The 12,897-nt window shown below is 61.3% G+C and carries 14 protein-coding genes; 11 read left to right on the top strand and 3 right to left on the bottom strand.

What is annotated here, in order from left to right:
- Positions 1-113: 113 nt before the first annotated feature.
- From N3J91_12100 to N3J91_12055, 10 genes are all read left to right on the top strand, one after another.
- Entirely contained in the window at positions 114-758 is a 645-nt protein-coding gene (locus N3J91_12100) for a methyltransferase domain-containing protein (protein MCX8157167.1), read from the top strand.
- A gap of 13 nt (positions 759-771) precedes the next feature.
- The gene (locus N3J91_12095; GenBank protein ID MCX8157166.1) at positions 772-1,920 is read left to right on the top strand and encodes an N-acetyl sugar amidotransferase; all 1,149 of its coding nucleotides are present in this window, start codon (positions 772-774) and stop codon (positions 1,918-1,920) included.
- Positions 1,917-2,546 carry an imidazole glycerol phosphate synthase subunit HisH gene (hisH, locus tag N3J91_12090; GenBank protein ID MCX8157165.1) on the top strand — a complete coding sequence of 210 codons (630 nt, stop codon included), beginning with the start codon at positions 1,917-1,919 and terminating at the stop codon, positions 2,544-2,546. The genes N3J91_12095 and hisH overlap by 4 nt, the downstream gene beginning before the upstream one ends.
- On the top strand, positions 2,539-3,306 hold the full coding sequence (locus N3J91_12085) for an imidazole glycerol phosphate synthase cyclase subunit (protein MCX8157164.1): 768 nt from the start codon (positions 2,539-2,541) through the stop codon (positions 3,304-3,306). Before hisH ends, N3J91_12085 begins: the two co-directional genes overlap by 8 nt.
- 11 nt (positions 3,307-3,317) lie before the next feature.
- Positions 3,318-4,709: a hypothetical protein gene (locus tag N3J91_12080; GenBank protein ID MCX8157163.1), complete on the top strand. Its 1,392-nt coding sequence runs from the start codon at positions 3,318-3,320 to the stop codon at positions 4,707-4,709.
- The gene (locus tag N3J91_12075) at positions 4,696-5,340 is read left to right on the top strand and encodes a class I SAM-dependent methyltransferase (GenBank protein MCX8157162.1); all 645 of its coding nucleotides are present in this window, start codon (positions 4,696-4,698) and stop codon (positions 5,338-5,340) included. The genes N3J91_12080 and N3J91_12075 overlap by 14 nt, the downstream gene beginning before the upstream one ends.
- Position 5,341: 1 nt before the next feature.
- Positions 5,342-6,439: a glycosyltransferase gene (locus N3J91_12070; protein ID MCX8157161.1), complete on the top strand. Its 1,098-nt coding sequence runs from the start codon at positions 5,342-5,344 to the stop codon at positions 6,437-6,439.
- 75 nt (positions 6,440-6,514) lie between these two features.
- On the top strand, positions 6,515-7,795 hold the full coding sequence (gene argA, locus N3J91_12065) for an amino-acid N-acetyltransferase (protein MCX8157160.1): 1,281 nt from the start codon (positions 6,515-6,517) through the stop codon (positions 7,793-7,795).
- Between the two features lie 165 nt (positions 7,796-7,960).
- Complete coding sequence (locus N3J91_12060; GenBank protein MCX8157159.1) at positions 7,961-8,248, top strand: HU family DNA-binding protein; 288 nt, start codon at positions 7,961-7,963, stop codon at positions 8,246-8,248.
- Between the two features lie 109 nt (positions 8,249-8,357).
- Positions 8,358-9,362 carry a 2-dehydropantoate 2-reductase gene (locus tag N3J91_12055; protein ID MCX8157158.1) on the top strand — a complete coding sequence of 335 codons (1,005 nt, stop codon included), beginning with the start codon at positions 8,358-8,360 and terminating at the stop codon, positions 9,360-9,362.
- Here N3J91_12055 and N3J91_12050 read toward each other — a convergent pair.
- From N3J91_12050 to N3J91_12040, 3 genes are read right to left on the bottom strand one after another with little or no spacing between them, the layout of a single operon-like run.
- Positions 9,348-10,190: an NAD(P)-dependent oxidoreductase gene (locus N3J91_12050; GenBank protein MCX8157157.1), complete on the bottom strand. Its 843-nt coding sequence runs from the start codon at positions 10,188-10,190 to the stop codon at positions 9,348-9,350. The two genes, N3J91_12055 and N3J91_12050, sit on opposite strands and share 15 nt — an antisense overlap.
- Positions 10,187-11,092, bottom strand: coding sequence for a carbon-nitrogen hydrolase (locus N3J91_12045; protein ID MCX8157156.1), 906 nt, complete (start codon positions 11,090-11,092; stop codon positions 10,187-10,189). The genes N3J91_12050 and N3J91_12045 overlap by 4 nt, the downstream gene beginning before the upstream one ends.
- 31 nt (positions 11,093-11,123) lie before the next feature.
- Complete coding sequence (locus N3J91_12040; GenBank protein ID MCX8157155.1) at positions 11,124-12,131, bottom strand: serine/threonine protein kinase; 1,008 nt, start codon at positions 12,129-12,131, stop codon at positions 11,124-11,126.
- Positions 12,132-12,682: 551 nt separating this feature from the next.
- On the opposite strand from N3J91_12040, the gene N3J91_12035 reads away from it, so the two are divergent.
- The coding region (locus tag N3J91_12035) for a hypothetical protein (protein MCX8157154.1) at positions 12,683-12,897 on the top strand (215 nt) is incomplete at its 3' end.

Below are 12,897 nucleotides of genomic sequence, written 5' to 3'. Positions count from 1 at the left end.
GCCACGGCAGAAAAAAATTTCATGGCACCCAGTCGCGGGCTTTGGTTTAGTACTGCGCCGGAGGGCGGCGAAGCAGTAACGCGAGGCCGCCCCAGTTAAAAACAACGATCATCATGTCCGGGTATCAAACACCCCAGGAAGCCTTCTGGGCGGGCGCCTTTGGAAATGATTACACCCAACGTAATCAGGGCGAACGTCTGGTGGCCTGCAACGCCAGCTTGTTCCAGCGATTGCTGGCCCGGGCGCATCCGCCCGCCAGCATCCTCGAGCTGGGCGCCAACATTGGCTTGAATCTGATCGCCCTCCGGCAACTCCTGCCCCAAGCCCGTCTGGCAGCCGTGGAAATCAATCCCGAGGCCGTGGCCCACCTTCGCCGCTTGCCGGAAGTCGAGGTCTTCCACGAGTCGCTTCTGGCCTTCGAGCCGCCGCAGAGCTATGACCTGGTCTTCACCAAGGGAGTGCTGATTCACATTGCCCCCGACCAACTGCCCCGGGTGTACGACTTGATGTACCGCGCCAGCCGCCGTTACGTCGCCCTGGCCGAATATTACAGCCCCACGCCGGTCAGCGTGCCCTACCGCGGCCATGCCGACCGTCTGTTCAAGCGTGATTTTGCCGGGGAATTGCTGGATCGCTTTCCCGATTTGCGCCTGGTGGATTACGGCTTCGTTTATCGGCGTGATCCCCAGCACCCCCAGGATGATTTAACCTGGTTTTTAATGGAAAAAACCACCAGACAACCCCCTGACCGCGATTGAGTTCTGAGTTATGCTGAGGTACTGCAAACGCTGTGTCATGCCGGACACCAAGCCGGACCTGTATTTGGACGAAGAAGGCATTTGCAATGCCTGCCGCAGTTATGAACGACGCCAGGCGATTGACTGGGACGCCCGCAAGCAGGAGCTGATGGGCATCCTGGACCGCTACCGCTCCAAAGACGGACGCAACTGGGATTGTCTCATCCCGGTCAGCGGCGGCAAGGACAGCACCTTCCAGGTGGTGCGTATGAAGCAGTTGGGCCTGAATCCGCTCTGTGTCACCGCCACTACCTGCGATTTGTCTGACATCGGCCGGAAAAATATTCAAAACCTCAAAAACCAGGGAGTGGATTACGTCGAATTCTCCCCCAACCCCGTCGTACGCCGCAAACTCAACCGCATCGGCCTCATGCAGGTAGGCGATATCTCCTGGCCGGAGCATGTGGGCATCTTTACCATCCCCGTCCGCGTGGCCGTCCAAATGAACGTGCCCCTGATCATCTGGGGGGAGAACTCTCAGAACGAGTACGGCGGCCCGGCCGCCGCCGCCGAAAACAACACCCTTGACCGGCGCTGGCTGGAAGAATTCGGCGGCCTGCTGGGCCTGCGCGTCTCGGACTTGATCGGGCTGGAAGGACTGCAGGCCAAAGACCTGATCCCCTACACTTACCCTACCGATGAGGAGTTAAAACGCGTCGGGGTCACCGGCTTGTTCCTGGGCTATTATCTCCCCTGGGATGGTTATTCCAACGCCCTGCTCTCGCAAGCCCATGGCTTCACCACCTATCATACCACGGTGGAAGGCAGCCTGGTGAATTACGAAAACCTGGACAATCACCAGACCGGCATCCACGATTACTTCAAGTTCCTGAAATTTGGCTTCGGCCGGGCCACCGACCTGGCGTGCTTGCACGTCCGCCGCGGGCGCATCTCCCGTCAGGATGCCATCGAGCTGGTGCGGTTGCATGACGGCAAATTCCCCTGGAGTTATCTGGGCAAACCGCTCGAAAAAATCCTCGAACCGCTGGACATCACGGTGGAGGAATTCATCAAAATCTGCGACCGTTTCACCAACAAAAAACTTTTCCTCAAAGACGCCCACGGCAACCTGATCAAGGACAAACACGGCAACCTGACCAAGATCAATTACGACAATCCTTGAAGGCACTGGTCATCAACGTGGGCATGGGCAACCTCGGCAGCGTGCGCCGCGCCTTGGAGGAGTGCGGCGCCGAAGTCCGGGTTTCCAGCCGGCCGGAGGACCTCGCCTGGGCCGACCGGATCATTCTGCCCGGCGTGGGGGCCTTCGCCACCGGCATGCAACGCCTCCACCAAGCCGGATGGGTGTCCGCCTTGCGCCAGGCGCTGGCCAACCCCCGCGTGCGCCTGCTGGGCATCTGCCTGGGCATGCAACTCCTGGCCGGCAGCGGCGAGGAAGGCGGCTTGACCCCCGGCCTGGGCTGCATCCCGGGCCATGTCAGCCGCTTGCAGGTCCAGGAGACACGGGAGCGCCTCCCCCATGTGGGATGGAATGAAGTGCATCCCACCCGTCCCCATTGGCTGTGGGACGGCATCCCCGACGGCACCGATTTCTATTTCGTGCACAGTTATCACCTGCTGCCGGCCCAGGCCGGGGACACCTTGGCTACCACCCCCTATGCCGGCGGATTTGTTTCCGTGGTGGGTCATGGAAACATCCTGGGCGTGCAATTCCACCCGGAAAAAAGCGGCCGCCCCGGTTTTCAACTGTTACGTAATTTTTTGGCCTTCCCGGCCGACCATGCTTAAAACACGCGTCATACCGACCTTGTTGTGGAAAGGGGCCGGCCTGGTCAAGGGGGTGGCCTTCGACAGTTGGCGGCGCGTGGGTACCGTCCTGCCGGCCATCAAGGTCTATAACACCCGGGAGGTGGACGAGCTGGTGCTCCTGGACATCAATGGAACGCGCGAGCAGCGCGAGCCGGATTATGAGTCCGTGGCCGAATACTCGGCCGAGTGTTTTGTTCCCCTGACGGTGGGCGGAGGCGTGCGGACCCTCGAGCATATTCAGAAATTGCTGGAGGCCGGGGCGGACAAGGTGGCCATCAACTCGGCGGCCTACCAGCACCCGCAACTGGTGCAAGAGGGCGCGCGACACTTCGGCTCGCAATGCATTGTGGCCTCGGTGGACGTTCGACGCCATCCCACGGGCCGCTACGAGTGCTTCAGCCATTGCGGCCAGCAACCCACCGGCCAGGAGCCGGTGGCTTGGGCTCGCCGGTTGCAGGATTTGGGCGCCGGCGAAATCCTGCTGACCCGTGTCGAGCGCGATGGCACCTTTGAGGGATACGATCTCGAATTGATCGAACAAGTGGCCCAGGCCGTGACCATCCCCGTCATCGCCAGCGGGGGAGCTGGCTCTTATGTCCACCTGCTACAGGCGCTCCAAAAAGGCGCCTCCGCCGTGGCCGCTGCCAGCATCTTTCATTTCACCGAGCAAACCCCCAAGGAAGCCAAGGCCTTCCTGGCCAGTCATGGTATCCGGGTGCGGCAAACCACCCCCTTGTAATCCCCCTCAACATGCCGGCTGCTGCTCCAAACCCATCCGTCGTCCTGCTGGTGGACAGCAAGGTGCGGGATTTGCCGGTCGCCGCTCTGCTGGCACACCATCTGGAGCAACAAGGCATCACCGCGCATCTGGAGCCGCTGGAAGCCTATCAGGGCGCCCTCGCCGCCCATCGGCCCCGCATGATGGTATTCAATCACCTCACCGCCAGTCATCTGGCGGCTTATTCTCAGCGCCTCCATCAGATGGGCGTGCTGACGGCCGTCCTGCCCAATGAAGGTATTTTCTACGATTATGATGATTTGATCTTCAACTCCGGCCGTTACCATACCCACGCCCACATTGATTGTTTCTTCTGTTGGAATCACGTGCATGCCCGGGCCTTGCAGGAGCATGGCGGCCAGGCCCATACCCGCATCGAGGTCATTGGCGTGCCCCGCTTCGATTTCTATTTCCAACCCTGGTCCCGCCTTTTTGCGTCCCCGCCCCGCGAGAAAGAGGACCGCCCCGTCGTCCTCCTCTGCACCAACTTTGCCACGGCTCATTTCTGGGAGCTCCCGCGCAGTGAAGGGGACAAATTCTTCGCCGCCTGGAAAGATCGCATCCCGCGCTATCGCAATTACTGGCAGTCCATCGAAGCCCATTTTAAAGGCCGCCAGAAAGTGTTGAACTTTTTGCAAGCCTTGCTCGACGCCGACCGCTATCAGCTTGTGCTCCGCCCGCACCCCCGCGAAGACGCCATGTTCTACCAGCGCTGGCTCTCCGCCCTCCCCGCCGCGCAACGCCGCTATGTGCGTTTGGACGCGCAGAGCAACATCACCTCGCTCATTCTGGGGTGTGACGTGGAGATCTCCTGTGAAACCTGCACCACGGCCTTGGAGAGCTGGATTGCCGGCAAGCCCACCATTGAATTGCTCCTCGAGCAGGACCCCCTTTGGTATTACGAGGAACCCTCCGCCTGCAACGTTCATTGTGCCCGGCCGGAGGCTTTGCCAGCCTTGGTGGAACAGGTGCTGCAAAACGGCATGCCATTGGACCTGCGAGAAAAACAGCGCGCCCACCTCGCCCGATGGTGTCATACGCCCGACGGACATTCCGCCGAAAAGATGGCCGCCTTGATTGCCGACATGCTGGCCCGCACCCCCGAACCTGACTGGTCACAACTAAATTGGACCGACCGCCGCCGCCACTGGAAATGGCAGCTCACGCACCTCGTGGACCAGCCCTACCACTATGACCCTTCGCTGGCGGCCAAGCACTGGTTCTGGCCCGCCCGTTATCGCATCAAACATCTCAGTCAGCGCAAGGCCATCCGTCCCTCGGAAGTCCAGGCCATGCGCCGCCAGATTGAAGCCTGCGTCCTCCCCCAACCCGCAACCCTGACCACGGCTTATGCACATTCCTGACCCCCGCGAACGTGAAGTCGCCCGGCGCTATTTCGCCCCTTTCCTAAAACACTTTCACGGCTGCCGGTCGGTGGTGGACATCGCCTCCGGTCAGGGACATTTCCTCGAATTATTAAAAGAGGCTGGCATCTCCGGCACGGGCATCGAGCTGGACCAGGAACTGGCCCATCGCAGCCGCCAAAAAGGGCTGCAGGTAATCCAGGGCAATTTCTTTGAATACCTGAAAACCGTGGCACCGGGCACGTACGACGCCGCCCATGTTTCGCACATCATCGAGCATTTTCCCCCGCCCCAGGTGGAGGAACTTTTCGCCCTCCTGCACCGCGCCCTGCCTGCCGGGGCGCCCATGGTCATTCTCACCCCCAACATCGCCAACATCCGCCGCGCCGTGGGCGATTTCTGGCGCGACCCCACCCATGTGCGCCCTTACCCCATCTCCGCCGTGTCCAAATTGCTCCGGCGCACCGGCTGGGAAGTGATCCAGTCCGGCGAGCACACCGACCGCAAGCCTTCCCTGCTGCGCCGCCTCAGTTACGCGCTGCGCAATGCCTTGTTTGGCCGCTACTGGGTGGGGGACGATGTCTATGTGATTGCCCGCCGCGGCCCCGACACGCCACACACCACAAGCTGACATGGCCGGTCACGTCATCTTTTTGCAACGCCGCACCCACCGCGCGGGGGCTCAGACCTGCCTGGCCCGCCTGCTCCGCCATCCGGCCATGCAAAAGTGGAATCCCGTGCTGGTGTGCGAAGACGAAGGCTGGCTGGCTCAAACGTGCCGCAAGGCCGGCGTGAGGGTGCTGGTGAATCCTTTTCCCAGCGCGCGCACGCTGGCCGGACGGCTCTGGCGCAATCAGGCCTTCGCCGGGCAGGTGGCCGCGCAACTGCGCCGCCATCGCTGGACCCCCCAGTTGGTGCACGCCAATGATCATTGGGACGCCTTGCTGGGATTGACTCTGGCCCGCCGCCTGCACGTCCCATCAGCCGTGTTCTTGCGCTCTCCCGGCATGAAGCCGGAAGACTATGACAAATACGGCTGCCGCGAAATGGACCTGGTGATCGCTGTCGGTGATGAATTACAACAACGGGCCCAAAACTGGGACATGGGGCGTGGCATCCTGCTCATCCATGATGGACTGGAAGCCGCTGAACAGCTCCCCCCCAAACCCCGGCCGGCCAGTTTCCCCCCAAAAATCCTGGTGCTCGGTAGCCCCCTGGATTGGAAAGGCTGGGCGGACCTCACCGAAGCCCTCTGGCTTTTACAGCAGGACGGAAACCTTCCTCCCATTCAGTGGGACTTTACCGGCGACCGCCCTGATCCCGCCCGCAACAATCTCAAGTTGGAGCGGCTGACCACCGGCCAGTTCCACTTTCTGGGACGGGTGGAGGAATTCCGCGAGCTGGTGCGGCAATATGACCTGGCCCTCCAGACAAGCTGGCACGAGAGCTTTGGCATGGCTGCTCTGGAAACCTTGTTTGCCGGCGTCCCCCTCCTCAGCACTCGCGTGGGCGTGATTGAGCAGGTGCTCGAAGCGCCGGCTTTTCTGGTGCCCCCCCGGCGGCCCGCCATCCTGGCGCAAGCTCTGCAGCACCTGATGCAACATTGGCCCACGCTGGATCCGGGGGTGGAAAAAGCCCAGCAACTCATTCGTGCCCGTTTCCTGATTGATTACGCTGTGGACAAACTCCTTCGCGCCTACGCGGACCAACTGGGGTTGATACCGCCTTAAGTTTGCCCCTCCCCCCTCTGGCCGCCGTCCCATTTTTTTCGTGGCGCGCCGGGAAATCGCGCTATACTGCCTCACGTGAAACCGACGGATCTTCGGGGCATCTTGCAGTACATCCCGCAGTTTCGGGAAAAAACTTTCGTCCTCGCAGTGGACGGCGCCATTGTCACGGACGAAAATTTTGCCAACCTGCTGCTGGACATTGCTGTCTTGCGCTCCCTCAGCATCCGGGTGGTGCTGGTCCATGGCGCTTCGGCGCAAATCCGCTCGCTGGCCGCCGAGCAGGGCCTCACCCCCAGCGACCTGGAAGGCTCGGGCATCACCGACGCCGCCACGCTGCGGCTGGCCTTGACCGCCGCCAACCGGCTGAGCCATGAAATTTTGGAGGGGCTCGCCGCCACGGATTTGCGGGCCGTCTGCCCCAACGCCCTGGTAGCCCACCCCCTGGGCATCCTGCATGGCATAGACCATCAATTCACCGGCAAAATCGAGCGGGTGGATGTTGAACTGCTGCAAACCCTCCTGGCCCAGGGCATCATTCCCGTCCTGCCACCCCTGGGCTTTGATGGGGACGGCCACACCTTCCGCGTCAACAGCGACATGGTGGCCGCCGAAGTCGCCACCGCCCTCAAGGCGGTCAAACTCGTCTTCCTTACCACCACCGATGGCCTGATCGTCCGCGGCCAGTTGGTGCGGCAAATGCCGGTGGCCGACCTCGAGAGCATCCTCGCTCTCCGCAAACAGGATGTCGCCCCGGAGTCTTTGTCCAAAGCCCTCTTTGCCGCGCAGGCCTGCCGCCAGGGCATCCCACGGGTGCACATCATCAATGGGCGCGTGGACGAAGGACTGCTGGCCGAGGTGTTCTCCAACGAAGGCATTGGCACCTTGATCTATGCCAATGAATACCAGCAAATCCGGCGGGCCATGAAAAAGGACATCCGCACCATCCTCCTGCTCACGCGCAAATCGGTGGAACTGGAGGAGCTTGTCAAGCGCACCCGGCCCATGATTGAAAAACAACTGGGCGATTACTACCTCTTCGAAATTGACGGCAACCCCGTGGCCTGCGTGGCGCTCCACGTGTACGAGGACCAGAAAAAGGGCGAGCTCGCCTGCCTCTGCGTCAGCCCCTCCCATGAAAATCAGGGCATTGGCCGCAAGCTTATCCAGTTTGTCGAAAACCGCGCCCGGGAACTTGGTTTGCAGGAACTTTTTGCACTGTCCACGCAGGCCTTTGCCTACTTCCAGTCCAAGGCCGGCTTCCAGGAGGGCAGCCCCGAGGACCTGCCACCGGCTCGCCGGGAGAAGTACGAGCAAAGCGGGCGGCGCTCCAAAATCCTGCTCAAAAAGCTGCGCTAATTCCCGCCGCGACGCTCCGCCTGCAGGCGGGCAAAGGCGCATAAACCGGCAAAATCCTTGAAAAAACCGCGATTTTTCCCTTGCGTCCCCGGCCTGAAGGCGTTTAATAGCCCCCGAGTCAAGACGACAGAGACACAACAACCAAACAATTAAACTCGCATCACTATGGCTAAAGCACTTACCAAGTCGGCGTTGGCGGCGGCTCTCGCTGAAAAGGCGGGCATCACCAAGAAGCAAGCGAACATCGTACTGGTGGAGCTGGCTCAACTGGCGTACAAAAACGCCAAAAACACCTTCACCCTGCCCGGCATTGGCAAGCTGGTGCTGGTGAATCGCAAGGCGCGGCAGGGCCGTAATCCGGCCACGGGTGAGATCATTCAGATCCCGGCCAAGAAAGTGGTGAAGTTCCGCGTGGCCAAGGCCTGCAAGGACGCCGTGTTGGGCAAGAAATAATTTCGCCGTCCTGGTGGCAGGCGCTCTGTGTCCCCACAGAGCGCCTTTTTCATTACAACCTCCCCTCCCGGCAGGAGTGTAACAACACGCAGACTTTACTCGCCCCATCATGAAAGCGGCCATTGTGGGTTGCGGCGCGGTCGGCAGTTTCTACGGGGGATTGCTGCATCGCACGGGGGTGGAAACCCACTTCCTTTTGCGCAGCGACCATGCCACCGTCGCCGCGCAGGGCGTGCGCATTCTGAGTGTCCAGGGCGACTGGCACTTCCGTCCCCATCCCGCCCGCCGCCCGGAGGAAATTGGTCCTTGCGACCTGGTGATGATCGCCTTGAAAGCCACGGCCAACCCCACCGCTTTTCCCGCCCTGCTGCCACCCTTGATCAAATCCGATACCCTGGTGCTTACTTTGCAGAACGGCCTGGGTAACGTGGAAGCCCTCGCTGCCCTGGCCGGCCCGGAAAAAGTCCTCGGCGGGCTGTGCTTCGTCTGCCTCAACCGCGTCGCTCCCGGCGTCATCCGGCATCTGGCCCACGGCCGCATGATGCTGGGTGAATTCCAACGCCCCGCCCTGCCCCGCACCCGGGCCTTGGCCGCACGCTTTCAACAAGCCGGAGTGCCCTGCGAGGTCATTGATGATTTGAATCTCGCGCTGTGGAAAAAACTGGTCTGGAACATCCCCTTCAACGGCCTCGGCGTGGCCGGCGCCGCCGGTTACGAGGCGGTCATCACGGGCCGATGGGAACCTTCGCAACCTCTTGGCCCCTGCCTGCCCACCCGCGCCCTCCTGGAAGATTCCCGCTGGCTGGCCCTGGTGCGGGAGCTGATGCTCGAGGTCATTGGAGCAGCCCGCCAGTTGGGCCTGAATATCCCGGAGCAATGGGCGGACGAAAACATCGCCCGCACGCGCGTCATGGGCGATTACTACGCCAGCACGCTGCTGGATTTTGCCCAAGGCCGTCCCTTGGAACTGGAGGCACTATTCCTGGAACCCTGGCGCCGCGCCCGCGCCGCCGGGGCCGAGTGTCCCCGCCTCACCGCCTTGTGCCAGATTTTGCGCCAACTGGATGCCGCAAGAAATGCGACGCCGCCCCATCCGCCTTCAATCCCTGGGTGAATGCGTAGCCAGCCACGTCGAAAACGCCGGCAGCGGGAAAGGCAGCAACGCCTGCAAACGCTCGCAGGTCAGATGCAAATCCGGCGGCCGCGGCGGCCCCTGCCACTCCTGCAGACAGGCCGGTTGAATTAACCCCGTAGCCCCAGGGTCCCGTTGCGCCAGCAAACGCCCAATTTCCCATCGCGACAACCGCTCAGCCCCCGCCAGATGATATACCCCACGGGCCGCAGGCTCCGCCGCCAACACCCACATCGCCTGCGCCGCCACCCCGGCGGGGATGGGACAGCGATACTCATCCGTGAACAACCGCAAAGTCTCGCCCTGCCGCCACCGCGCCTCCCACTCCTCGTTAAACGCCCGGTTGTGGCTGCGCGAGCGCCCGTACGTCAGGGCCAGCCGCACCACCGCATGCTGGGCCCGGGACAATACATGGCGCTCGGCCTCCGCCTTCGTCTGCCCATAAACATTGATGGGGCACACCGGCGCATCCTCGGCGTAAGGCCCGCTGCGGCCATCGAAAACCTGCTCGCTGGAGATGAAGATCAGCCGTCCCTCGTCCAGCAAATCCACCAGCATCGCCGTCACCCCCACGTTCACGGCCCATGCCCGATCGGGTTGAGCCTCGCAATCCCAGGGACGGCTCAGCGCCGCAGCATGAATGATCAAATCAGGCCGGTCGTGCCGGAAGGCCTCCCCCAGCGCTCGATAATCCGTGAGTTCCAACTCCTCATGTGTCAGGCCCCGCACCTGCCAGTCCGGCGACGGCGGGCCAAAGGCCATGAGGGCTTGCCCCACCAAGCCTCCCGCGCCCGTCACCCACACCTTCATCCGTGCCCCTCCAGGAACCGCTGCGTCAGCGGCCCGTAACTGTCTATGCGACGATCTCGCAAAAAAGGCCACGCCGTGCGGACCTCGTCCAACCTCCCCAAATCCACCGTCACCACCAAATTTTCGGGCTTGTCCACCGCCGCCCGCGCCAGCACTGCGCCGTCCGGCCCCGCCACAAAACTTTGCCCCCAAAACTCCAGACCATCCCCCCCGGCCGGCCGCTCATGTCCCACCCGGTTGACCGCAGCCACGTAACAGCCATTGGCTATCGCATGCGCCCGCTGGATGGTCTCCCAGGCCTCATGCTGCCGCTGCCCCACCGCCGCCTTCTCCGCCGGATGCCAGCCGATGGCCGTGGGATAAAATAAAATTTCAGCCCCTTGCAGCGCCGTCAATCGCGCCGCTTCGGGATACCATTGATCCCAGCATATCAGCACCCCGATCTTCCCATACCGGGTGGCCCAGGCCCGATACCCCAGATCCCCGGGCGTGAAATAGTATTTCTCGTAATACAACGGATCATCGGGGATGTGCATCTTGCGGTAGCGCCCCAGCAGCGTGCCGTCGGCATCCACCACAATCGCGGTGTTGTGATACAAACCCGGTGCCCGGCGCTCAAACAACGAGGCCACCACCACCACCCGCAACTGCCGCGCCAGCTTCTGCCACGCCGCCGTGCTGGGCCCGGGGATCGGCTCGGCCAGCGCAAAATGCCGCGCATCCTCGCTCTGACAAAAATACGGCGAGCGATAAAGCTCCTGCGTGCAGAGGATTTGCGCCCCATCCCGCGCCGCGCGCCGGGCCGCCGCCAGCGTGACCGACGTGTTCTCCCCCGGATCCGGCGAACTCGCCGTCTGGATCAAACCCAAAGTGACACGAGGGGAGGAAAAAGTTTTTTTCATGTGCAGAAAAAACCGGGGCCCCACGGCGGCTTCACAACCGCGTGGGGAATTTGTCCGAGCGATCCACCACCATTGTCACCGCCGTGTCGCTCACCGGCGTGGGCGGCGCCTGCCCAAACAGCTCGCGAATAAACCGGCCAATCGTCTCATTGGTGGGGCCGTAGCCGGTATGGTAGATGAAATGCTCCAAATCATACAACAGCTCGTCAGCCGTGGGATAACGCTGCGCCAAATCACGGGCCAGGGCGCGATGCAGAATCTCGTTCAGCCGGTCATTGATGCGTGGATCCAGTTTGCGGAAATCCGGAATGGGCATGTTCAACACCTTCTGGCGCGAAGCCTCGGGATTCTCCCCCTTGAAAATGTTGTACCCCAACAGCAACTGCGCCAGCACGATCCCCGCCGAGAAAATATCTGACCGCTTGTCGGTGATCTTGAAATCCGCCTGCTCCGGACTCATATAGTCGGCCTTGCCTGCAATCACCTCCCCTTCGTTGTCGGTCAGAAACCCCCGCGCCTTGGCTATGCCAAAATCGCTCAGCTTCACATCCCCCTCAAAGGCAATCATGATGTTCTTGAAGCTCACGTCCCGGTGCACAATTCCCAGGGGACGCCCGTCCTTGTCGGTCTTGGCGTGCGCGTAAGCCAGACCACGCGCCACCCGGCTCACAATGAACACCGCCAGCTCCACCGGCAGCACCCGGTTCTTTTCCTGCAACTGCTGCACGAACTGCTCCAGATTCACCCCCCGGATCAGCTCCATCGCGATGAAATATATCCCCCGCGCCTCCCCCAAATGATACGTCTGAACAATGTTGGTATGAATCAAATCCGCCACCAGCTTGGCCTCCCCGATGAAATTCTCAATGAACAGCTTCTGACTGGCATAATGCTGTCGGATGACCTTGATGGCGATGCGCTTGACAAATCCGCGGGCCCCATGCTGCTCGGCCTCATAAACGATCCCCATCCCGCCCTCAAAAATTTTGCGGACGATGTCGTAGCGAAATTCGCTTTGAATCGTAAACAACGCCGACATGCGTCCTAAAGATGTTGGCATCTCCCCCGTCAAGTCAAGTCCATTGCACAACCAAAAGCCCTGCCTGTCGGCTCCAAGGCACAAGCCACCCCCGGCGCCAACACTGCCCACCCGCTTGGGGCACGCACGCGGCCCGCGTGCCGCCTCCGGCCCCCGCCGAAGCCAAAGCTATGCTCCAATGATTAACAAATTGGCATGATGCTCCCCATTTTGCACCTATGCCAGCGACTCTCCCGCTTTGCATTTTTCATTTTGCACTTTGCACTTTGCATTTCCCCCTTTGCAACCTTGGCGCCATAGATGAACCCCAGCAAAGCTTACTGCCCCGCGCAGGCCCCGCCTCTTACAACCAAACCATCCCATAAAGAATTTGAAGGAGAAGACGCCACCTTTTTCCCCCCTCGCCTCCGCCCCCTCCGGCTTTGCATTTTTCATTTTGCACTTTGCACTTTGCATTTACCCCTCTGCATTTTGCATTTCCCCATCCCCCTAAATGGCCTTGAACGAAAAGAGGTTTTGGTGGATATTGGCTTCGGGTCAGCCGAAAGCAAATGCAAGCGTGGGGAACCATCGGCACGTATGAGGCCAGGGAGGAGGCAAATCTCATCCCGCAGGATTCCTCTCCTCTGAACGACGCATACAACATGGGCGGGTCGCTGGCGACGGTGATTCATAACGGCCCGAATGCAGGGGTGTATTTTCCGGTTTATGATGGGAATGGGAACGTGATGGGGTATGTGCGGGGGGCTGTCTCTTATACACATCT

This window comes from Verrucomicrobiia bacterium, from assembly GCA_026414565.1.
GTDB lineage: Bacteria > Verrucomicrobiota > Verrucomicrobiia > Limisphaerales > Fontisphaeraceae > Fontisphaera.
The sequence above is the reverse complement of the archived record's forward strand: the minus strand, read 5'-3'. Positions and strand labels throughout refer to the sequence as shown.

Coding starts and splice junctions, on each gene's coding strand:
- N3J91_12100 (MCX8157167.1), top strand. CDS start 114: ATGTCCGGGTATCAAACACCCCAGGAAGCCTTCTGGGCGGGCGCCTTT.
- N3J91_12085 (MCX8157164.1), top strand. CDS start 2,539: ATGCTTAAAACACGCGTCATACCGACCTTGTTGTGGAAAGGGGCCGGC.
- N3J91_12080 (MCX8157163.1), top strand. CDS start 3,318: ATGCCGGCTGCTGCTCCAAACCCATCCGTCGTCCTGCTGGTGGACAGC.
- N3J91_12075 (MCX8157162.1), top strand. CDS start 4,696: ATGCACATTCCTGACCCCCGCGAACGTGAAGTCGCCCGGCGCTATTTC.
- N3J91_12070 (MCX8157161.1), top strand. CDS start 5,342: ATGGCCGGTCACGTCATCTTTTTGCAACGCCGCACCCACCGCGCGGGG.
- N3J91_12060 (MCX8157159.1), top strand. CDS start 7,961: ATGGCTAAAGCACTTACCAAGTCGGCGTTGGCGGCGGCTCTCGCTGAA.
- N3J91_12055 (MCX8157158.1), top strand. CDS start 8,358: ATGAAAGCGGCCATTGTGGGTTGCGGCGCGGTCGGCAGTTTCTACGGG.
- N3J91_12050 (MCX8157157.1), bottom strand. CDS start 10,190: ATGAAGGTGTGGGTGACGGGCGCGGGAGGCTTGGTGGGGCAAGCCCTC.
- N3J91_12045 (MCX8157156.1), bottom strand. CDS start 11,092: ATGAAAAAAACTTTTTCCTCCCCTCGTGTCACTTTGGGTTTGATCCAG.
- N3J91_12040 (MCX8157155.1), bottom strand. CDS start 12,131: ATGTCGGCGTTGTTTACGATTCAAAGCGAATTTCGCTACGACATCGTC.